21 protein-coding genes are annotated in these 20,148 nt (G+C 60.5%); 5 read left to right on the top strand and 16 right to left on the bottom strand.

Features of this window, described 5'->3' with window-relative positions; all coding sequences use genetic code 11:
* Nucleotides 1-396: 396 nt before the first annotated feature.
* The 14 genes from AC5Y5C_RS06915 to AC5Y5C_RS06980 form a co-directional block, all read right to left on the bottom strand.
* Nucleotides 397-879 (bottom strand): YbaB/EbfC family nucleoid-associated protein, encoded by a 483-nt coding sequence (locus AC5Y5C_RS06915; RefSeq protein WP_499970336.1) that lies wholly within the window; start codon nt 877-879, stop codon nt 397-399.
* Entirely contained in the window at nt 876-2,450 is a 1,575-nt protein-coding gene (locus AC5Y5C_RS06920) for a hypothetical protein (protein WP_499970338.1), read from the bottom strand. Before AC5Y5C_RS06920 ends, AC5Y5C_RS06915 begins: the two co-directional genes overlap by 4 nt.
* Before the next feature lie 3 nt (nt 2,451-2,453).
* Nucleotides 2,454-2,768: a hypothetical protein gene (locus tag AC5Y5C_RS06925; RefSeq protein ID WP_499970340.1), complete on the bottom strand. Its 315-nt coding sequence runs from the start codon at nt 2,766-2,768 to the stop codon at nt 2,454-2,456.
* 63 nt (nt 2,769-2,831) lie between these two features.
* Nucleotides 2,832-3,848, bottom strand: a complete 1,017-nt coding sequence (locus AC5Y5C_RS06930; protein WP_499970342.1) for a 3-oxoacyl-[acyl-carrier-protein] synthase III C-terminal domain-containing protein — start codon at nt 3,846-3,848, stop codon at nt 2,832-2,834.
* A 2-nt stretch (nt 3,849-3,850) separates the two neighbouring features.
* A complete protein-coding gene (locus AC5Y5C_RS06935; RefSeq protein WP_499970344.1) occupies nt 3,851-4,615 on the bottom strand; it encodes a hypothetical protein in 765 nt (254 codons plus the stop codon).
* A 188-nt stretch (nt 4,616-4,803) separates the two neighbouring features.
* A complete protein-coding gene (locus tag AC5Y5C_RS06940; RefSeq protein WP_358149776.1) occupies nt 4,804-5,094 on the bottom strand; it encodes a hypothetical protein in 291 nt (96 codons plus the stop codon).
* A 49-nt stretch (nt 5,095-5,143) separates the two neighbouring features.
* Nucleotides 5,144-5,416: a WXG100 family type VII secretion target gene (locus AC5Y5C_RS06945; RefSeq protein ID WP_358149773.1), complete on the bottom strand. Its 273-nt coding sequence runs from the start codon at nt 5,414-5,416 to the stop codon at nt 5,144-5,146.
* Nucleotides 5,417-5,486: 70 nt separating this feature from the next.
* Complete coding sequence (locus tag AC5Y5C_RS06950) at nt 5,487-6,302, bottom strand: ESX secretion-associated protein EspG (protein ID WP_499970346.1); 816 nt, start codon at nt 6,300-6,302, stop codon at nt 5,487-5,489.
* Nucleotides 6,299-7,408: a PPE domain-containing protein gene (locus AC5Y5C_RS06955; RefSeq protein ID WP_499970348.1), complete on the bottom strand. Its 1,110-nt coding sequence runs from the start codon at nt 7,406-7,408 to the stop codon at nt 6,299-6,301. Before AC5Y5C_RS06955 ends, AC5Y5C_RS06950 begins: the two co-directional genes overlap by 4 nt.
* 42 nt (nt 7,409-7,450) lie before the next feature.
* The gene (locus AC5Y5C_RS06960) at nt 7,451-7,735 is read right to left on the bottom strand and encodes a PE domain-containing protein (RefSeq protein WP_499970350.1); all 285 of its coding nucleotides are present in this window, start codon (nt 7,733-7,735) and stop codon (nt 7,451-7,453) included.
* 10 nt (nt 7,736-7,745) lie between these two features.
* Complete coding sequence (locus AC5Y5C_RS06965) at nt 7,746-9,095, bottom strand: hypothetical protein (protein ID WP_499970352.1); 1,350 nt, start codon at nt 9,093-9,095, stop codon at nt 7,746-7,748.
* Nucleotides 9,096-9,101: 6 nt separating this feature from the next.
* Nucleotides 9,102-9,389, bottom strand: a complete 288-nt coding sequence (locus tag AC5Y5C_RS06970; RefSeq protein ID WP_499970354.1) for a hypothetical protein — start codon at nt 9,387-9,389, stop codon at nt 9,102-9,104.
* 460 nt (nt 9,390-9,849) lie between these two features.
* Nucleotides 9,850-10,206, bottom strand: a complete 357-nt coding sequence (locus AC5Y5C_RS06975; protein ID WP_499970356.1) for a YbaB/EbfC family nucleoid-associated protein — start codon at nt 10,204-10,206, stop codon at nt 9,850-9,852.
* Nucleotides 10,203-10,529: a hypothetical protein gene (locus AC5Y5C_RS06980; RefSeq protein ID WP_499970358.1), complete on the bottom strand. Its 327-nt coding sequence runs from the start codon at nt 10,527-10,529 to the stop codon at nt 10,203-10,205. The genes AC5Y5C_RS06975 and AC5Y5C_RS06980 overlap by 4 nt, the downstream gene beginning before the upstream one ends.
* 135 nt (nt 10,530-10,664) lie before the next feature.
* Here AC5Y5C_RS06980 and AC5Y5C_RS06985 point away from each other — a divergent pair, with 135 nt between their 5' ends.
* Genes AC5Y5C_RS06985 through AC5Y5C_RS07005 form a run of 5 tightly spaced genes read left to right on the top strand, consistent with a single transcriptional unit; the run spans nt 10,665 to nt 18,352 of the window.
* Nucleotides 10,665-13,901: a MinD/ParA family ATP-binding protein gene (locus AC5Y5C_RS06985; RefSeq protein WP_499970360.1), complete on the top strand. Its 3,237-nt coding sequence runs from the start codon at nt 10,665-10,667 to the stop codon at nt 13,899-13,901.
* Between the two features lie 23 nt (nt 13,902-13,924).
* Complete coding sequence (gene eccA / locus AC5Y5C_RS06990) at nt 13,925-15,739, top strand: type VII secretion AAA-ATPase EccA (RefSeq protein WP_499970362.1); 1,815 nt, start codon at nt 13,925-13,927, stop codon at nt 15,737-15,739.
* Nucleotides 15,740-15,745: 6 nt separating this feature from the next.
* Nucleotides 15,746-17,662, top strand: coding sequence for a MinD/ParA family ATP-binding protein (locus AC5Y5C_RS06995; protein ID WP_499970364.1), 1,917 nt, complete (start codon nt 15,746-15,748; stop codon nt 17,660-17,662).
* Between the two features lie 17 nt (nt 17,663-17,679).
* A complete protein-coding gene (locus AC5Y5C_RS07000) occupies nt 17,680-17,985 on the top strand; it encodes a hypothetical protein (protein WP_499970366.1) in 306 nt (101 codons plus the stop codon).
* A 37-nt stretch (nt 17,986-18,022) separates the two neighbouring features.
* Complete coding sequence (locus AC5Y5C_RS07005) at nt 18,023-18,352, top strand: YbaB/EbfC family nucleoid-associated protein (RefSeq protein WP_499970368.1); 330 nt, start codon at nt 18,023-18,025, stop codon at nt 18,350-18,352.
* A 7-nt stretch (nt 18,353-18,359) separates the two neighbouring features.
* Here AC5Y5C_RS07005 and AC5Y5C_RS07010 read toward each other — a convergent pair whose 3' ends face one another.
* Both AC5Y5C_RS07010 and AC5Y5C_RS07015 read right to left on the bottom strand, forming a co-directional pair.
* Nucleotides 18,360-19,613: a hypothetical protein gene (locus tag AC5Y5C_RS07010; protein ID WP_499970370.1), complete on the bottom strand. Its 1,254-nt coding sequence runs from the start codon at nt 19,611-19,613 to the stop codon at nt 18,360-18,362.
* 105 nt (nt 19,614-19,718) lie between these two features.
* A complete protein-coding gene (locus AC5Y5C_RS07015) occupies nt 19,719-19,994 on the bottom strand; it encodes a hypothetical protein (RefSeq protein WP_499970372.1) in 276 nt (91 codons plus the stop codon).
* Nucleotides 19,995-20,148 lie beyond the last annotated feature (154 nt).

Consider the following 20,148-nt stretch of genomic DNA (forward strand, 5'->3'; position numbering starts at 1 on the left):
GATCCAGAACCAGAACTGCCGCCGTTAGATATCCCCGACGTACTGCCGTTCTGTCCGGCACTATCGTCATCATCCTGCTGTTCCAGAGCGTCCGCAGTGTCACGGATCGTATCGGAAAAGCTGTGAAGCGTTTTGCTCTGGCCGTCGAACACACCGCTCACCCATTTGAGCTGAGCGATGTAACCGTTCCCGCCGCCAGCGAACTGCTGGCCGTCCTTCGAGCCACCCCATTTACCGTCCTCGCTGTTCGCCCGGCTGAGGATCTGTTGGGTCAGCGAGTCGAATCGGCTCGCGAAGTCCTCAACGTGTCGTGCGTTGTTTCGCAGCTCGTCGGGAGAGAGGCTTACGTCGTCGCCAGCCACCGAGTGCGTCCTAGTCGATGGTTATGCACGACAGTCATGCTCGGATTCCAAACCAGGGCTCGTCGTCGCCTTGGTGATGGTCGCCCGGGTCGCCCTCAAGATTGAGGCGAGACGGCGAGTTCGGCGGTGCCAGCGACGGTTTAGGGATCGCGGCGGTGAAATCACGAATGTCGGGCGCATCCGGGATGAGCTCAGACAGCGACGGGAATACCTTGCGACGCTCAGCGGCGGGCGCCATCAACGCGGCGGCCTTGGATTGCACATCCTTGGCGGCAGCCTGCGCGGCCTGGGTTACGTGCCCACCAAGGTCGTCAACATCGAACTCGTCGAGATAGTCACGATCGATCTTGGTTTCGATGACGATGCCTTGCGCGTTGACTGAAACAGTGACGAGCCCGTCGGCCGCTGTCGCGGTAGTAACAAGTGCCGCTTGCTTCTTCTGAATGGCTGCAATCTCAGCCATCTGCTCCTCGGCTTGCGCCAAGATCTCCGTGAAATCAATGCCGCCGCCTGTCACGTCAGTCGCTTCTCACCGACCACTGGCACGATCGCTTCGGATTCTCCTAGGAGCTCTTCACCATTCTGCTTGGTGCGAAGAGCCTTGTTGACTTTGTGTTCCTTGTCGCTGCCTCCGCGGTTACCCGCGGCAGGAGCCCCTCCGCCCATACCGCCGGCCGTTCCCTGGCCTGCGACTCCGGCTCGCGAGGCCTGAACGGCGGCAGTTGATGCTTTACCGGCGTTACTGACGGTGCTACCAGTCCCACTCCGAAGTGCCTTCTCAGCGCTAACGCCCTTGACGGCCGAACCGCCACCTACGCCACCAGCCGGTTTGATGCCGCTCACGGCCTTACCGTTGTTGAGCGCGAGGGCGCCTTCGGGAATCGCGGGATTAGCGCCCAGGCCATTTTGCGACAGGCCGCCGAGTGCCTGGTTGAGTGCGTCGGTAGCCCCACTCAACGCCTGTTGACCAGCACTGGCAGCTTGTTTCGCCGCATCACTTAGCCCGCTGGTGATCCCACTCAGCGCCTGGGCAGGATTAGTGCTGGAATTATTGGCATTCGGGTTCGTAGTGTTCTTATTCTGTAGATTCTTTAGCGCGTCGGTGTATTTCTTGGTATCCACAGGTGTACCCGACTTGTTGGACAGTGGGTTGCCTCCTCCTCCACCACCACCGCTTCCATTTCCGTTTCCACCTGGGCCGCCGGGGTTCTGTCCAAAAGTCATGTTTGGCGGGGATGGCAAATTGGGGAAGTCCTCCACAACTTTCATCGCCGCGTCCTGGTACGTGTCGCGGAAGAGTTGGACTGCCCGCGCATAATCTTTGATAGATCGGTTAATTTCGTCCATCTCGTCGATGGCCTGCTGCGCTGGAACGTACCCGTCGCTATTGTTTCGCAGCCGACCATCGCCGTCGAGATGGTATTTCGAGTTGAAGTCGTTAATCTTTTCGTCTAATTTTGCCTTGTCGAAATTTCCATCTTCGATGAGTTTATCGTTAGGGTCCAGCAGCTTAAACTGGTCTTGAACATACTGGAATGCAGTACTTAGCACTGTTAGTCGGTTATGGATTGCTTCCGAGGACGGTGTGAAGTCGTATATTGAGGTCTTCGTGACGTTCTTTACTGCGCTGTCGGCAGCGCTAGCACTTTCTCCTGACCAATGTCCGGACACCGATTCCTCTACTTTGGACTTGAAGGTCTCGGATTGGGTCTTCAGAGTTGTGCCGGCCTCTTTCCAAGCGTTTGCGTAGCCCGTCATCCGCGTCGGGCTCAGCGCCTCACTTTCCTTACGCAAGGCGGCGAAGGTCTTAGATTCCCAGTTGACCGCCTGTGGACCGTGCACATACTTGTCCAGCTCTTGCTTAAAGCTTCGGTCCGAAAGTAGACCCGGAACAGGACCGAGTAACCGGCTATCAAATTTTGGCTTGTTTGGATCATTATCGGCTCCTGGAGTGGGGGCTGATAGATCTTTGAGCTTGCCATCGGCACCCAGTAAGTTCTGCCGATCGGGGAAATTTGTGTTAGTTACCCAGGAATCGTCGTACTCGCCGCCCATTGCGGCACCGAGGTAATTTCCTACGCTACCCATGTTTTACTGCTGATCCTCGTTCTGAAAAGCTATTACGGCATCGTTGGCGGTTTGAACGAAATCTTCAGTGTTAGTCAGCTGTTGCTTCACGTAGTTGGTCAAAGTTGCACCGCGGGCGTCGAACGCCTTCTTTAGAGCAGATGCGAATGGATTGTCATTCCCGAATCCGGTGGTGTCACTAACCGATGCGTTAATGACGCTCTGAAGGCCTGTCTTGTAGGCGTCTATCGCGCCGTTAATCTTTGGCATTACCTCGGGATCAAGGAATAGCTTCTTGGAAGCAGTGTCGGCATCTAACGAACTCCATGGACTAGACATTATTCCTCATTTCTATTTATAGGATCGACTTATGGCGATTCGACATCGCATTTGGTGGATGAGCTATAGCGCAACATTGAGGGGAAGCTTCACCTCCTCTTCTATACGAATCAGAACCGCAGCCGAATTGACGAAATTCCCAGAAGAGAAAAGAAGTACGAGGTCACCGCTTCTGGCAATTTTGCCATTCATCAAGTAGGCAAGATTCAAGCAGAAGTCAGACACCGTGAGGTGGCCGAATCTCTCACCAAATTCGTAGAGGCGATAGTCCGGCCGTAGATGCGTTCTCTTGGCGATCAATTCTGACATATATCGTGGTTTTATGAACGATGGAGCAAACCAGTCTACTTCTTCAGCTCTGATACCAGCCTGCTGATAACAGTCAGTGATCGTGCTGACGGCAGTCTTAAAGCTCTCTCGCGCATTGTAGGCGGCTAACTGAGGGTTCGTGTTGGCGCTGTTTGTGAATCTGGCGGTCCAATCCGACAGCTCGGGAAATGAGGGATCGTCTATTCCGTAGTCTGCTCTGCTGCGCATCTCATCGGCAGAGGGATTGTACGATCGGGCGGACACGGCAATTATCTCAGCGAAGCCTTTGTCCTTGTTAAGAATTGTACAGAACGCGCTGTCTCCCATCAGCGAACCTTCGGTTGCCGCGCTCTCCGCGTATTCGTAGCGATCAAAGATGAAATTACTGTCACCGCCGGTTACCATCGCGTAGTCACCTGCCCACCCGGCTTCGAGTATCGCGTCCGCGAGCATAATTCCAAACAAGCCTCCGGAGCAGAACTGACGTATCTCCGTCGCTGATCCAGCCGTTGTTTTGTTGAGAATGGACTGTTGCAATGAGTTTTGAATTGGCCAAAAGTGCTCACCTTGAAAGAGGGAGCCGCAGTGAAAGGAGGCTGCCAAGCTTTCAGCCGCTTTGAGCAACAGCGCAGGCTCGATCTGCTCGGCGGCCAATTCTGTCATTTCATGAACCGAAAGCATGTCTTTTGGGGTGGTCGACAGATGGCGTGGCAATCCCAGTGAGTCAGCGCCCTTGGGAACGTAAGTGGAAACCGTACTGAGATGGGCCATTGTCAGTCCGTCTGCCTATGAGCTGCGAGTTTCTGTGCAGCATTTGCTTGAATAGCTTCGACAGTCCGGAACGTTTTTATAAGATTGGGAATAGTTGCAGGGACGATCTGGATAACGTCGGGATTTTCATTGACAAGGTATGCGCCATCGGCGGCAATGTTAACCAGAGTCAGATGGACAGGATCTCTGAGCTCGTAGTCCAGACTGAAATCGACCGACACGCTGAGGAGGATTGAACTAGTAACATTCAATCCTTGGAACAACTTCGACAAGGAATCGGATTTACGGGGTATGTCCTGCCGTGCGTGTTTCCCGGGGCGAAATTCAGGCAATGCCCGAATGAGTACTTGGGGGAAGTCTACATTTGCGCAGCCTCGAACCTGGACGTCTGAACCAAACAAATACTCGTCGCTGGGATCTTGGGTGATGACCGCGCTATATGCGTTGGTGCCTATGGTGCCAAACAGTCGGTAGATTTCCTCTGAGGGTCCGCGGTTAATTTTGCCGAATCCCCGCACGATCAGTGCTGGGTGCCGCAGCGCCTCAAGAACGTACACGCGGTACTGGTTCATCCCAGCTCGTTGACGATCCAGCGCGGCGATTCGATCAGCTTCTACCTCTTCCATGTAGGTTTGCCGATTGCGGTAGCCGAGAGGGAAGGGCAGCTGGTCGAATCCCAGTGCTTCGCATGTGCACCTGAAGTCGAAACCACTCATGTTCCACGACTCGATGTCATGGTGAACCGGCGCGAGGTCTCCGGTGATCATGCTTCATTTTCTGACGCGAATCGAGTGGGGGCGCCACTGCATGACGCACCGCATATTGCTGAGCGGAAGTTTTCGGAGGCGATGTGTGAGTTCATACGTCCGTCATGGAGTCGTAGGCGGAACGCCAAAATTGGTTGGCGGGGTTCGGTTGGTTTGTAGCCAACCGAACCCCGCCAATTGCTTAGAACTTAGATGTTCGCAGCGCGGTACCGGTCCAGGTCCTGCATCTCGTCATTCTTTGCACGAGCGCGGGCCTGCGACTGGCTCACATTGTCGGTCAGCTCGGAGAACATCCGGTCGATCTCGAGGGCCTTGCCGTGGATCGCTGCGGCCGTGCCACCATCGAATACGTCGTTGAGGGTCTCGAAGACCTTCTTGACGCGTTCTTGAAGTTCGCCCACCTCAGCAACCTTCTTGTCCAACGTATCGATGTGCTCGTGGTTGGCGTCGAAGTTGTACTGCATGAAGTCGCCGCTCATTTTTTGCTCCTGTCTTAGGGTGAGATTGGGTATGCGTACTGCATAGCAATTAGCTGGTGGCGTCCTGGTTGATGAAGTCGTTCAGGCTCTCGTCCGAGTAGTCAACAGTCTCTTCGAGCTTTGCGATGATCGAGTTGAATTCGGTGAGGTGTTCTTCCTGGCCCTGTCCGAACTTCTGTGCCGAAGCACCCTGCCAGTTGCTGGTCGTCATGGTTTCACCCTCGACCTGCCACTGCTTCAAAACATCTTGAATTGAGTTGACCTCGCTGCGAACGTTCTTCATCTTGGCAAGGGCCTCGCTGTGCGAAACTTTCAGTCCCATTTCTTCTCCTCAGTTTGTGTGTTTGCAAAATTCGATAGTGATTTACGGTTGAAGTATTGTCCGTTCGCCCCTATGGATTTCCCTCCCATTCGCATGGCAACAGCTCGATGAGCTGTCGGATGGCCTGAGTGATGGTGTGATTGGACGCGCCTTTGATGGTCGCCCAGACTTGGCCGCTAGGGGCCCGACTCGGGGCCGCCACCAAACGGCCCCGTTTTGTATAGAAGATCCCAACGGCGGCAGGTGTCCGCTCGATGCGGTCTTCTTCAGCGTCAATCGCGTGATACACAATCTCCGCGAACGCCATTCGGGTCGACAACGCCGCGCCGAGCGTCATCGCAGCTCGCGTATCAGCCCCTAGTGTTCTGACACGGTCGGCGAGAATCGCGGGGTCGTGGGTCCCAAACAGTGCGTCGCGGGCCGCGTCGATGGGGGCACCGACCGGATCAATCTGTGCGGCATCCGCGGCGGGTAGTTCAGACATCAGAGCCTGTATCGCTTCCGCAGCCTCGCCGTGTCCCGCGACTTCCCGCAGGGTGATCTCGTTTCCGATACGGCGCGCCAACGCCACGCGCTTTCCGTTGCGAACCACCGAGACTCGTGAAATGCCGTCCGGTGTCACCAGTCGCATCGACAAGTCGCGATCCGGCCGTTGTAGCAGCCGGATGGTCGCGATCAGCTCAGGTGCCACCTGACCTTCGGAAATCAGCCCGCGTTCGGTCAGTTGGGTTGTTGCGGCGTCAAATGCGTCGTCTAGCGCGGAGTGCGTCGCGTATCGCGGCCGGATGGCTAGAACGACCGGAAACGACTGCACACCAATGCGATTACCGATGACCTGTAGTTCGTCGTCGGTCAGGGTGTAGGCAGCGGCGAGCGCATTTGTCATACGCTCTCCCGGTCTTGGCCGATGACAGGCGGAGACACCCAACTATCGGACACTTGCTCCAGCGTCCGCGCCGATTCATTGGCGTCCCACTTAGGGACGTCAGGCTCCGCCGGCACCACTAGTTCGTCGAACACGGAACTAGTCGGGGACCAGCTGACACTGGACACCGCGAAAGGTGAGTCATTCTGTGCCGTCGCGGGCAGCCAGGCTTGTCCCGCCCCAGACACTCCGGCAGCAGCCTCGCCGCCGCCTTCAAGGGCTGAAGCCGGCCGCACGGAATCGAACTCACGGTCGTTGTCATGGCCGCGCCCCGCGCCCATCATTCCGCTCATGGGGCCCATGCCACCCATACCGCCCATACCGCCAGCGCCCGCACTAGCTGCTCCGGCGGTAAACCCGACACGTTGCAGCTGCGCGGGGGGTGCACTCTCCTTGATCCGACGATCCTGACGCGGCGACAGGGGTGTCGGCGTCATCCCGCCACCGCCGCCGCCACCACCGCGACCACCGGCGGCTTTCGCCGCGGCCTCCTTGGCATCCTTCTCGGCCTTGAGGGCATCCCCGGATACCACCTGCGGCGGGAGCGGCTCCTCCCACATCGCAGCTAGCGGGGTGACGGCCTCCTCGTATTGGTTCATCACCATGGCGGCATCGGCCTGGTCTGCCGTCGCGCTTTCGTCGAACTCGGCGAACGTCCCGGTGAGTACCGCGCCGTTATAGGCGGCCAACGACGCCATCATGTCGTGTCGGGCCTTGCTTTCAATGGCCTCGGTCACGCTCGGCATCGCCAGGACCGCAACGGTATTCGCGACCGCGGCTTCCTCTGCGCGTTGGCCATTGGCGGCCGCGTTGATCGCCGTGGCCGTAAGCCATTCGCCAAACGCCTCCAGGCGTCCGATGACGGCTTCGGACCCGCTACTGCTCCACGCCCCACGCAGTGTGTCCAGAATCTTGCGGTACTCCTCCGAAGCGGTCGCGTGCGCGTTCGCAATCCGCACCCAAGCGGCACCGGCCTCGCCCATCGAGGTGGGACCGGGACCGTTGGTGAGGTCACGCGCGAGCTGCTCAGTGCTCCGCGACTCCCAGACGACATCAGTGAATCCCACGCAAACCTCCCCTCACATCAAATTACCGGTTAAGCCGGTTTGTTAGACCCGATCGATCTCGGCAGCGGTGTTGCCGTGAGCACGCATGGTCGCGGCAATCTCGTGCAGCTCGTTCAGACCGGCCTGATTGGCCTTGGCATATGAGCCCTTTACCTCGTTCATGGTGCTGGCGGCGCGGACGGATACCTCGTCGCTTCCGCCGGCGATGACATTGAGTTTCGTATCCTCATCCTGCATCACCTTCTGGAGGCGATCCGCCAGCGCGTCGAGCTGCTTGCTGGCCTCGGCAACGTCGCCGACATTCATCGAAAAATCTGAACTAGCCATGTTCTGTCTCCTAGATCCTCAGGTCGATTTCTTGCACTTCGTGTGGATCGGCTTCACCGATGACCGGTGGAGCCACGCTGCCGAGATCGCCGATGATCTCCCCGCCTTGGTCGCTGGTGTGCAGGAAGTCGGCCGAGGTGTGGCCGCCGCCCTCGCTGCTGCTGCCCCCACGACTGCCAGCGCCGGGCGCCATGCCCATGCCGCCGCCTCCGCCCATGCCGCCGGTTGAGCCTGCTGCGGAAACGCGAGCACCGGAAGAGCCCACTTTGCCAGCGGATTCACCACCTCCGGAACCGGCGCCGGGCATTGCGGTAGCGCTGCGGGCGCTGAGACTCTGCTTTGGCGTCGAGGCACCACCACCACCAGCGCCTCCTGTTTTGGCGGCGTGACTACCACCGGTCGACAGTGGCTTAGCGGTACTGACAGCCTTCTTTGCGGCGTCTTTCGAGGTGCCCTTTGTCGCCGACATCATCTTGCCGATCATTCCGGTCCCGGTCTGGACGCCAGTGCCCACGCCCTGGGTGACCATGCCTAATCCAGAAGTGAGGAGTCCGGTCACGGCCTGGAGTGCGGGGCCCATCATCTGCATTCCGATGCTGGCGACATCTACCGGGGCACCGGCCGCAGCTGTGGCTGCGGCATTGCCCGATAGTTTGCCCTCGGCTTCGGCCATCACCTGGGAAGTCTCTGTGGTCGCTTTGGTCGCAGCTGCCATTACCTTGGCGTAACCCCACGGGGTGGCGATATCCCCGCCTACGGACTGCACCGTCTTTTGGTATTCCTGCAGTATTTGCTGAACCTTTTGGCGTGTTTTCGCCGTAGTGTCCGCGGCTGATTGAGTTTCCGAGCCCAGCTTTTGGCCCTGGTTCGACAGGTTGGCGCCGCTCTTTGCCGCCTGAGCAGTCTTGTTGGCGGTGGCGTCGGATGCCTGGCCCGACCAGCCTCCGCCCGAGTTGGACTTGGAGGCCGAGCTTAGGGCTGAGGTCGCGCCCTCGATGGCCTTCGAGACCGATTCGAACATCTTTGTAGGATCTAAGGCCTGGAAGATGCCGGTACCCAGTGAACTCAGGGCCTCTGTGACAGGCGAGATGAGTGACGAGGGATCCATCGGATTGCCTTGGCCGGCATCGGCCTGCCCGTCTTGGGTACCCCGCTCTTGGCCCGGCTGAGTCCCCTGCCCTGGCATTGCCGGAACCCCGAGCTTGTTGAGCATGTCGTGGACCGGCATGTTGAGAAAGTCGGCAAGGTTCTGCTCGGACGCATTGATGACCGGACCAGGGTCGTATCCTGGGACCTGGTGCGCCAAGACAGCCGTTGGACCGCTCGCGACCGGGCCTGGCGGCGGGTTGACCTCAGCCATAGGAACCTACGCACCCATGTCTGTGACTTGAAAGGCCGCGTTCGTGCCTTCCGTGGCCACCGCAATGCCGGTGTGCAGGGCGGCTTGCTGCAGCGCGCCGGCGATGTGGCTCGCCTGTGCGGGTCCAAACGCAGCAAGAAACTGCACTCCAAATGGCCCGACGGCTTGGGAGACCTCCGCCACGGACTGCGCTGTATCGACAGAGGCGGCCTCAGTGACCTGCGTGCCCCCTTCAGCAGCCGTCATCGCGAACTTGCTGAGCGTGGTCCAGACCGCTTCCACGTCCTTAGCCATTTTCCCGCCTCCTGACTCCGATGAACCGGCTTGCGCCAGTTCCTTCCCCTGCAGTTGTCCGTGAGCATAGCTGGAACGTTCTGACAACGCGAGTTGTCAAGGGAAAAATTGGGGTGAACAATGGTTGCCAGCGTCGCACTTGGTGGCAGTCCGGCCTCGGTGTGGTGCCGAATGGGCGGTTGGTGTCGGGATATGTGGGCACTACCTGCAGGTTCGGCGTCTGCTACTCAATTGACAGTTTGTCCAGTTGTCGCACTACACGCATAGTGGATATTTCCTGTGATCCGCATAACGCGGATCTGTAAGTCCCATTGCATTTGTCGGACGTCGGCGTCCAACAAATAGCCAGCCGCCAGGCGCGCGGGGGACATGTTCTCGGCGCTCACTACGTCGCTGGTCTCACTACCTGCCACGAGGCGGTAGTGAGACCAACGGTCGTTGCCTGTCGATCTCGCGAAGGTTAACTCTGGCCCGGTGTGAAGGTCGTGCCGTCCCATCGAGTGAGCGGCGTTTTCCGCAGCTCATTGAACTTCTTATCGAAGTGATCCCCAAGGAATCGCTGGCGCTCCAGGGCGTGTTGGGCGGCCGCCTGCGCGGTCTCCACGATGAGCTTGGCCAATGCGTCGGCCGACAGCTTCTGAGCTTGACTGCTCAACCAGAGACCCGTCATCGCCCCGAGCCCGTCGACCTGGACCTTTACCGCCTGGTCTTGGCTGACCATGCTCACCGAGATCGAGTGGCACTCGTCAGTCATGGCCTGCATGAGGTCGCGCTGCTTGCGGATACGCGCCATCAGGGATTCTGCTAGACCGCTCATACGCTTCTCATCCATGTCTGCGGCTGATCGTCTTCCTCCTGGCCAAGGACTGTTTCCTCTGCCGTTGCCAGTTCGGCCTCGGTGGGCAGTTCCAGCGTCCGAACAATCTCCGCGCCGAAAGGCTCTTGGAGGATCTCTCGTCGTCGGGCAACCTGTTGACGAAGGGCCGAGAGCTTGCACAGCGCCAAAATCTCGTCCGCGAGGGCCTGGGGTGATCTCTTCATCTCGCGTTGGTCGATCTTGAGGCTCATCGGCAGACCCTGCTCGGTTGTAGTCACCGAAATCGAGCCGGTCCGCGATCGCACTGAACGCTGCGCGGTCATCGCTATCTCCCTTAGGCTGATTGTTGACGACGGGGGTTGAGTCGGTCGTCTGACCGGTCTGGATACCTGTGTGCTAACTACTGAGTACCATCAAACTCTACGACCGTACGGCGATTGAGGAAGGGGAGGGGGACGTTGCCCAAGCAGGACCGCGTTGCTCCCGTCCGTCCTCCGTGGCTGCCCGAAGAGGATGATCATCGGAGGGGGTTGTTCAGGCGTCGCCGCAAAGCTGAATCGGAACCCGAAGCCACCCCGGTAAGCCGTGAGAAGACACCGGCAATACCGGCGTCAGCGGCATCATCGCCGAAGCCCGACAAGGGCAACGGCTCGCCACCAAAACGTTTGGTCGAGGAGCAGGAGGCTGACGCCTCGGCAAACAAGCGCGGAGATGAGAACTACTTCGTTCCGGCACGTTCGGAATCTGCCGAGATCGAGCCGGTTGAACCAGCGCGGGTGGATCCGGAATCGGAAAGCGCAGGGCCCGAAACAGATTCAGCGCCACCAAAGATCGTCACGCAGTCGACTCCCTTGGAGCTACAGACACCCCCTCCACTTCCTGAACCGAGTAACACACCTTCAGCCGGAGCCAGTCAGCCCACGCCGACGCCAGAAGCGTCGCCGGTAGTCACCGAACTTGAGTCCGAATCGCTGAGGGAGCTGGACGACTGGTCCACTGAGGTGGTCGCGGCCGAAGCCGTCACCCCGGAGCCAGCTACGCCTGTCGTCGGGTCAATATCGCAGCTGGAGGCACCTGACTCTGAACCAGTGATGTCCACCAAGTTCGTTGCACCGCCAGCGCCGGCCTCCGAGGCTCCAGAGGGGTCGGTCGGATCGGACCCGTTCTCTCGGTTCAGCGAACTTGAGGCCAAGCTACGACAGATGGGGCTCGACGAGAGCATCCCGGAAGCGGTCCGGCAGAGTAGGCCCGCGTTGGAGTCGGGCGTGGACGAGAGTCAGCCGAGGAAGTTCATTCCCCCTGAGCAACTGATCTTTGTGGGCGATCCGGAACCGGCTGTGTCTGAGCCGGTTCCGTTTGCTCGCGACGAGGAGTCGACGGCTGTCGGTGCACCGGATGTACATGAGCCACCGCGCTCGCGGCATGCGGCACACGGTGAAGTGAAGAATGGCGAACCGGAGTCGGAGCCGGAGGCTGTTGTGCTGGAACCAGAGCCAGAGCCCGAGGCTGTTGTGTCGGAGCCGGAGCCGGAGCCTGAGCTTGTTGTGCTGGAACCAGAGCCAGAGCCCGAGGCTGTTGTGCCGGAGCCGGAGCCGGAGCCAGAGCCCGAGCTTGTTGTGCCGGAACCGGAGCCAGCCCTCGCGCAGTTGCCGCCAGTCGAGATTCCTCGGAGCAATGAGGCTGACGATATCGACGCACGTGCGGCGGCATTGCTTCAACGGATCGAAGCCAAGCGGGCAGAGCTCAACAGAGATATTGCCGCGATTAGCGAGCCTGATGTCGAGGTGGATCAGGTTGACGCTGAGCAGAATTCGGAAAACTTCGCGTCAGCGATAGCGGCCCCGCCGCCGTTCGTTCCAGAGTCCGAAGCGGAGGCCACGGTTCCCGAGTCCGAGCCCATCACGTCGGAATCGGTGGATCTTGTGACCGATTCGGTCGTGGAAGTTTCGGCGGTGGAACACGATTGGGAGCCACGGCCGGTGGAGGTTGATCCTGTTGCGGTGGTCTCTGAGCCGGAATCGGACGCTTCAGTCGGGGAAGCGCGGGAAGCGGAAGCTGCCGCCGAAGCGGTATCGGAGCAGTCCGCTGAATCCGTGTGGGTGGCACACGCGGAACCTGAGCAGACGGCGGCGCCGGAGCTCCAACAGGCCAATGTGCCGTCCCCAGTTGTAACGCCTGAATCTGTTGGACTGCAGGAGCCTTCGGTACCTGATGCAGTGCAGGAACCACGCGAAGAGACTCGACCACCTCGACCGGTTGGCCGGAGGTTGGCGACGCCGCCTTGGCAGATCCCAAACGCGGTGCAGCAAGCACCGGTGGTCGAACCCCCGCCGGGTCCCGCGTACTACGTACCGCCGCAGCAGCCTGCGGCGCATGTGCCACCTCCCGGCTGGACGCCTGGGCCAGAACAACTGCAGCCATGGCCGCCGCAGCAGCAGGGACCTCAGCCAGCCGCAATGCCTGCCCCTCCGCAAGGCCCGGATCCGTATGCCGGGCAGCATCCTCCCGCATTGCAGGTGCCAGGTGGCGAGATGCCTTGGGGGCACGGACAGCCTCCGCCGGGTCCGCTGCCTCAACAGGTCAACCAGATGCCGCCACCTGGTTGGGTCCCTGCGCCGATGCCGCAACAACAGCAACAACCACCGGAGCCTGTGTATCCGATACACCAGGAGGCGCCGCCTCTGCCGCCCGGCCACGTGCCTCCACCCCAGTTCAACGCGCCGCCTGCGAACTATCAAGCGCCACAGGCATATCGGATGCCTCCTTCGCTCGATGAAGCCGCGATTATTAACCGTGGTCTGCATGCCCCGCGGTCCGGCTGGCGTCGCGCAGTGCATCGTGCCAGTGCGGGACATGTAAACCCCGGCGACTCTCGCAAGGATCGAGATCGTGAAAACTTGCTCGCGCGTATCCGGCAGCCGATCCTCGGTGACTATCGGATTGCGGTTCTATCCATCAAGGGCGGGGTGGGAAAAACCACCACCACACTGGGCCTCGGGTCGGCCTTTGCCACGGTTCGTACCGACCGCATTATCGCCGTCGATGCCAACCCCGACCGCGGCACTTTGGCTGAGCGTGTTCGTAACCAGTCGACCCATTCCACGGTGCGTGACCTGCTCAACGACGACCACATCAACAGCTACGCTGACGTCCGCAACCACACAAGAATGGCCACGAGCCGTTTGGAAGTGCTTGCCAGTGAGCAGGATCCGGCAGTATCCGAGGCGTTCGGAGAGGTGGACTACCGCCACACGATCGAGATCTTGCAGCGGTACTACAACATAATCCTGACTGACTGCGGGACAGGCATTATGCACTCGGCCATGACTGGCGTGCTGGACCTTGCGCACACCATTGTGTTAGTCAGCTCGCCAGCCATGGATGCGGCACGCAGTGCCTCGGCGACGTTGGATTGGTTGATGCAGCACGGACATTCAGGCCTCGTCCGAGAGGCTCATGTGGTGCTTAGCGCTTCGCGACCCGGGTCGGCCGGTATCAAACTCGACAAGGTGTACGAGCATTTCGAGGCGCGCTGTAGGTCCATCCACTTGGTGCCATTCGATCCGCACCTCGCTGAGGGTGCTGATGTCGACTTCAATCTATTGGGCCCGGCCACCAATGAGGCGTATCTGGGCTTGGCCGGGGCGATCGCGGAAAACTTTTCTCGGCTGCGCACGCGCGAACAGCAAATGTAATACGAAAGAGGCAGGGAAACATCATGGTTGACAGCAGGGACGCTCAGCGGGTGTTCGACGCGGGGGTGCTCTCGCTTGGCATTCCGATCGATGGACTGGAGACCGATCGCGATGTCGAGTACGCCAAGCTTGCCTTCCAACGCGCGACCGAATACGACGCCGAGATGTGTGACGCCTGGCTCGGCCGCGCCGCGGCGGGGGATACCAGCCCCGAGGTGTTCTTCAACCTTTACCGCACCAGCGAAGCATCGATGTTCCGTGAACAACGCAGGTTGGGGTTGCAGCCTCGGGCATTGGCCGGGCTTTTCGAAACTGGTCTTTACATCAACTACACCCTGGCGACATTCACCGAGGTCTGGCTGGCGTATGCGGCAAGCCTGATCGGGGGCAAGGACTTCGGCGAGGCCGAACATGTGCTCGATGAGTTGGACAAGCGCCGGGCGCGGATGGCTGACGGCAACAAGGACGCGCAGGAGATCTGTGCCTACATGCGCGGAGTTCTGCACTTCACTACACAGCGTTGGCCGGATGTCCTTACCGCACTGGCTAGTTCAGCCTCGTTTACTGATTCGTACATTGGTGCGGGCGCGCACCTCATGGTCGGTTCGGCTTGCGCACAGATGGGGCTTTTCGGCGAGGGGATTCGGCGCCTTGACCAGGCCGCCGAAGGGCCAATTCCTGCTGCCAAGCGGGCCGCCGAATTCTGCAAGGGACTGACCCTGCGAGAGATGGGTAAAGAGGACGAAGCGCGGGTCATCTTTGAGCGGCTTTACAGCGAGGAGCCGGGATTCGAGGCCAACGCGGCCGCGCTGCGCGACCCGAAGTACCGGCTGATCATCACAAGTCAAGAGATCATCGACTCGCGTACCGACAAATGGGATCCCAGCACGGCGCGTACCGGTGACCAGATCGATGCAGAGGGCCTGGAAGAGCGCAACAATCAATACCTGCAGGCCGCGCAGGAGGAACTGGATCGCCAGATTGGCATGGCAGAGGTCAAGACTCAGGTCGCCAAGCTACGTTCGGCGGCCAAGCTGGCCAAGATACGCGGAGACAAGGGGCTCAACGCCGCCTCACGTAGCCTGCACCTGGCCTTCACCGGCCCCCCAGGAACCGGTAAGACCAGCATTGCCCGAGTTGTCGCCCAAACTTATTGTGGTCTAGGTCTTCTCAAGACACCCACAGTGGTGGAGGCCAAGCGGCAGGACTTTGTGGGGCAACACCTGGGCAGCACCGCCATCAAGACGGATGCGCTGATCGATAGCGCTATGGACGGAGTGCTGTTCATCGACGAGGCCTACACGCTTATTCAGACCGGTTTGTCGGGTGGAGACGCATTCGGCCGCGAGGCTGTTGACACTCTGCTTGCACGCATGGAGAACGATCGTGACCGCCTCGTGGTGATCATCGCGGGATACGACGGTGAGATCGATCGTTTCCTGGCCTCCAACGATGGGTTGGCATCCCGCTTCACCAAGCGGATCAGGTTCGCGTCGTATACGTCGGCAGAGTTGGGTGACATCGGGCGGGTTATCGCCAAGGCGCGTGATTCGGACCTGTCCGAAGAGGCGTACAACGAGCTGGTAGGAGCATGCACAAGTCTGTACGACGGCGAGTCGGTAGACCAGGCCGGGCAGGCGCGCCGGAACATCGACCTCGCCGGTAATGGCCGTTTCGTTCGAAATGTCATCGAGTCCGCGGAGGAGGAGCGGGAATTCAGGCTCAGTGAAGAGCATGGGGCAGGCTTAGAAGATCTTGACGAGAGTGCGTTGATGCGTATCGAGGCGGCCGACATGCGTTCGGCACTCGCCAACGTACTTGGGATGCTGGCCAAGTGATCCGCCATGGCTGAGCAACCCAATAATCAGGGTGATGGTCCGCCGACGAGTGGCCCGTGGCGCGAGCCGATTCCCGACGGCTTAGGCCAGGACTCGGGGCGTGCGCCGCGCCGTCGGGCCGCTAAGCAGCAGGCTCAGAACTTTGTACCCCCGAGCGCCGACTACTTCCCGACGCTCACGCCAACGCCGCCACCCCCGTTGCCCAAGGCGCCCAAGCTGAGTCGTCGTCAGCGCAGCCATCAGCGCCCGCTGGCGCCTACGTGGGAGCCTGATCCGCTCAGCGCATACGGAATGCCGCAGCAGTATCAGCAGCCGGCGCCTCCTCCTCAGCAGGCGCCGCCGGGCCCTGCGCAGTATCAGCCGCCGCCGCAGCAGTATCAGCAGCCGGCGCCTCCTCCTCAGCAGGCGCCGCCGGGCCCTGCGCAGTATCAGCCGCCGCCGCAGCAGTATCAGCAGCCGGTAAATCCTGTTGTGCCGCATCATAATTACTACGTACCCCCGCCGAGTCGAGGCAACGTTGACCCCCAGGTCTCAGAGCCTGAAGTGGTACCGGCGCCGCAGCGAGACGGGGGATTCGCCCCGCCCGAGGTCAATGAGCCGACGCTAGAGGCGCCGATTGTCGGACCGCAAGAGTCGAGTCAACCGCTCGATGTACCGATACCGCAGACAGAGTTCGCACCTCATGTCGTGAGTGCGCAGCCGCCGGTGAATGTGGCACCAGAGCCACCTCAGACCGCTCCCGCACCGTTCATCCCGCCGCCGCGGCCGCTACCTGCCCCGCAAGGGCCGCCGCCGCAGCCTTCGGCACCCCCGCCGTCCTCGGTAAGCACACCGCCGCCAGCCTTCCCGCGTGCAGATTGGAACGCTCCTGTGACGGCCCCGCCGGTGCATGGGCACGCGCCCCATGTCCCCGTTGCGACCCCTTTCACGACGGCGCAGCCGGAGACGATGGCCTACCAGCAGGCGCCACACCACCGCTCACAGGGGCCGTCGGTTGATCAGCTCGGGTTGATCCGGTCTGTCAAGCCACTACCAAAATCGGGATGGCGCAAGGTTGTTCACCGGTTGTCCGGCGGCGCTATCAACCCCGGTGAATCGTCAGAGGAGACAACCCGTTCCGCACTTATCGAGCGCATCAACGCTCCGGTGCGCGGCGACTACCGTATTGCGGTTCTGTCGCTGAAGGGGGGCGTCGGTAAGACGACTTCGACATTCTCACTCGGTGCGACCTTCGCGTCATTGCGCGGTGACAGGGTGATCGCGGTAGATGCCAATCCGGACTTCGGTACGCTCGCTCAGCGCGGACCTGACGAGACACGCTCTTCGGTTCGAGATCTGCTCATGGACAACGATATTCATCGCTACTCGGACGTGCGGCGACATACTTCGCAAAGTGCGAGCAGGCTTGAAATACTTGCTTCCGAACGTGATCCGGCGGCGTCCGAGCTGTTCTCTGAGGCCGACTATCGCGCGGTCATGCGCATACTGCAGCGCTTCTACAACATCATCCTGACCGACTGTGGCACTGGGCTGATGCATTCGGCGATGGCCGGAGTGCTGGACGAAGCCAACGCCATTGTGCTGGTCACATCCCCAGCCATCGACGGTGCCCGTAGTGCGCTGGCGACGCTGGATTGGCTTGATCATCATGGTTATTCGCATTTGGTACGGCAGTCGGTGGTGGTGATCAGCTCATCGCGGCCAGGTGCATCGTCGGTCGACCTGGAACAGTTGAGCCGACATTTCCTCACCCGGGCCCGCGCGGTGCACATCGTCCCGTTCGACAACCATCTGTCGGAGGGCTCAGAGATCTCGTTGGATCTGATGGGTAGAAAGACTCGAATGGCATTCACGGAACTGGCGGCCGCGGTGGCCGATGGGTTCCAACACGGAGGGCGCGACACGCGGCGCAGGTGGAACTGATCGAATTGAGAACGTAGATGTCAATGCCCCAAGTGCCCGCTCACTTCATCGCGTCGTCGCGCAACGACAGTATTGTGGTTCTCGCCAATGAACGAGGGCTGCCGATCAGGCTCAAGCTCGATGCTAGCGAAATGTCCAAGCCTCCAGAACTTCTCGCGCAGTCTATCCTGGAGTTGTGCAAGCTTTCTGCGATGCGCCAACAGGTCGCACGCCGTAAGCAATTCGAGGGCTCGCCGTATGCAGCATCGGTATGTCGAAGCCTGCGATTAGCGACCGAACAGCAGTTGTCCGATGCTGAGGAAGCCCAGTTCGCGGATGACTGAGCCAACGAGAAGCCTGGCAGATTCCGTGGTCGCGCGAATGCGAAAGCAGCGCGACCTGCTTCATGCGATGAACGACGAAAGCCAGTCGACGTCCGTGGAGGTCAGTAGTCAGGACCAGTCGGTCAAGGTCACGGTTGATGCGCACGGTGCCATGACGGGCCTGAAGATAACGAGCCAGGGCCAGCGTCTTGGACCTGATCTGCTTGCTCAGCGCGTCCTGGAAACAGCCTCCGCCGCAGCGCAACTGGTTCTACAGCGCCAGCAGTTCGTCAACGCGGAGTTTTCACAGCGGTTCGCTGCGTTACAGCAAGAACCCCTGCGGCGATGGGACGGCACGATGTTCACGCCCGGACGGCCGGGCGGGTAGCGAGAAACTACTTCGGCGGATTTGTTCCGGGCTCATCCTGAGCCACTTCGTCTCCGAGAACCGCCGGACTAGCAGTTCCCTGGTCGCCGACTACCTCAGCGCCCTGAAGTGCGGTCTGCAGGAATGAGGCGGTTTCATAATCGTCACTACCCGCACCGGCTTTGGATCCGACTCCCGCACTTCCGCCTTTGGCGGTTCGAGAATTCTCCGCGCGGCCCACCATGCCGCCACCTGTTGGTGCCTTGGCGGGTGCGGCACTGGCAGGAGGGGTTGCCGCAGCGGCACGAGGCGCGGCTGAGTTCGACCCGGGCGGTGCGGCGAGTCCTCCCCTGAGTAGTCCTCCACCGTTGTTCACGGAATTGGACAGATTGCTGTTCGGGGTCAGACCAGTTGCGCGGCCTGAAGATCCGGTGAGGGCCCCCTTCATCACTGGCCTGGCTGTCATGCCGTGAGAGGCACCGGCGGAGCGCCCGGCACCCCCAGACGTCGAGTTGCCAAGGAGCGATGAGAGCTGCGACGCCGTGCTGCTCGCCATCTGAACGACCGGGGAGACGGCTTGGGAACCGGCTTGCGGTATTGACGTGAGCGATAGCGGAGCACCGATCGCCGAAACGATCCCGGACTCGGCGCCCAGCGAACTTTGTAGTTCGGTCATGCACTGAACGGCCATTTCAACAGCCTGGGTACACGCCTCGGCAATCCCTGGTGCGGTCCAGGGAAGCCCAGGCGTCAGTGCCGCCATTTTGGCCTCCCACTCGTGCAGGATTTCCATAAGCCGAGTTTCGGCTTGCGTCACATCCGTAGCAGATGAGGTGAGGCTGCCGCCGATTCCACTGGATTGCAGGGCTACCTCGACGCCGTTGAGCACAGCCTCCAACGACTTGGCCATCGTCGCAATTCCCGCGAGACCCTGCCAGATGCCACCGAGCATGCTGGTGGCTTGTTGCACCGCCTGCCCCGTGGTTTCGAAAGTCTTGGATATCCCGTCGTACATTTTCGGAGGGTCGTATCCCTCGTCGAACTTCCCCGTACCGAGAGTGCCGAGCGCATCGGTCACAGGCTTGATCATCGATCCCGGATTGAACGGACTCCCTGCGGCTCCAGCAGCGGGCACGCCCGGGGTCTGAGGCAAGAGCGGAGCACCGGGGGGCGGGGGCTGGATGCCCAGCTGTGTCAGCACCTCATGGACAGGAATGTTGAGATAGTCCGCCAGGCCCTGCTCCTGCGCATTGATATGCGGTGTCGGGTCGTATCCCGGCACCTGTTGGGCTACCTGGAGTGAGGGGCCAACCGAAGAGGAATCCGACGGTGACGATGGGTTTGCATCAGCCATAGGATTTAAGTGCTGGTCGCGCGTAGTCGCCAGTTACAGCTCGGAGTCGACGGCGACGTAGGACGCCTTGGAGACCACGGTGCCGACTCCGGTACCTGCGTGCACCGCTCCGAGCAGTAGTGTTCCGGCGAGGTTGACCGCCTGCGCAGGGCCGTACGCGGCCAGGTAGATGGCGCCGATCGGCCCCACTGCGGCCGCCGCAGCACTCATCATGCCGGTCGCATTCACCGAGCCAGCGGTGGTGATGGCTGTTGCTGCGCCCTCCTGGACGCCCGCGAACGCCTCCAAACCGACAGGCACTACCTTCATGTCCCCCATGGTCCCTCCCTTTCCTGACGGTCAAATCTTTGCTCCAGGCTAGCAGGGGTAACGCGTGAATGCACCCCCAGACTGATGGCTCAACTGAGTAGCTTGGGAAGTGCATCCGAACTCTGGGAAAACTTGTGGCAATTACCTGGGTAGG

It is taken from the genome of Mycobacterium sp. NGS15, assembly GCF_059813245.1.

Bases quoted from the DNA above. Each gene is read 5' to 3' on its own strand.
- AC5Y5C_RS06920 (WP_499970338.1), bottom strand. From the start codon at position 2,450: ATGGGTAGCGTAGGAAATTACCTCGGTGCCGCAATGGGCGGCGAGTAC.
- AC5Y5C_RS06925 (WP_499970340.1), bottom strand. From the start codon at position 2,768: ATGTCTAGTCCATGGAGTTCGTTAGATGCCGACACTGCTTCCAAGAAG.
- AC5Y5C_RS06930 (WP_499970342.1), bottom strand. From the start codon at position 3,848: ATGGCCCATCTCAGTACGGTTTCCACTTACGTTCCCAAGGGCGCTGAC.
- AC5Y5C_RS06935 (WP_499970344.1), bottom strand. From the start codon at position 4,615: ATGATCACCGGAGACCTCGCGCCGGTTCACCATGACATCGAGTCGTGG.
- AC5Y5C_RS06940 (WP_358149776.1), bottom strand. From the start codon at position 5,094: ATGAGCGGCGACTTCATGCAGTACAACTTCGACGCCAACCACGAGCAC.
- AC5Y5C_RS06945 (WP_358149773.1), bottom strand. From the start codon at position 5,416: ATGGGACTGAAAGTTTCGCACAGCGAGGCCCTTGCCAAGATGAAGAAC.
- AC5Y5C_RS06950 (WP_499970346.1), bottom strand. From the start codon at position 6,302: ATGACAAATGCGCTCGCCGCTGCCTACACCCTGACCGACGACGAACTA.
- AC5Y5C_RS06960 (WP_499970350.1), bottom strand. From the start codon at position 7,735: ATGGCTAGTTCAGATTTTTCGATGAATGTCGGCGACGTTGCCGAGGCC.
- AC5Y5C_RS06965 (WP_499970352.1), bottom strand. From the start codon at position 9,095: ATGGCTGAGGTCAACCCGCCGCCAGGCCCGGTCGCGAGCGGTCCAACG.
- AC5Y5C_RS06970 (WP_499970354.1), bottom strand. From the start codon at position 9,389: ATGGCTAAGGACGTGGAAGCGGTCTGGACCACGCTCAGCAAGTTCGCG.
- AC5Y5C_RS06975 (WP_499970356.1), bottom strand. From the start codon at position 10,206: ATGAGCGGTCTAGCAGAATCCCTGATGGCGCGTATCCGCAAGCAGCGC.
- AC5Y5C_RS06980 (WP_499970358.1), bottom strand. From the start codon at position 10,529: ATGACCGCGCAGCGTTCAGTGCGATCGCGGACCGGCTCGATTTCGGTG.
- eccA (WP_499970362.1), top strand. From the start codon at position 13,925: ATGGTTGACAGCAGGGACGCTCAGCGGGTGTTCGACGCGGGGGTGCTC.
- AC5Y5C_RS06995 (WP_499970364.1), top strand. From the start codon at position 15,746: ATGGCTGAGCAACCCAATAATCAGGGTGATGGTCCGCCGACGAGTGGC.
- AC5Y5C_RS07000 (WP_499970366.1), top strand. From the start codon at position 17,680: ATGTCAATGCCCCAAGTGCCCGCTCACTTCATCGCGTCGTCGCGCAAC.
- AC5Y5C_RS07005 (WP_499970368.1), top strand. From the start codon at position 18,023: ATGCGAAAGCAGCGCGACCTGCTTCATGCGATGAACGACGAAAGCCAG.
- AC5Y5C_RS07015 (WP_499970372.1), bottom strand. From the start codon at position 19,994: ATGAAGGTAGTGCCTGTCGGTTTGGAGGCGTTCGCGGGCGTCCAGGAG.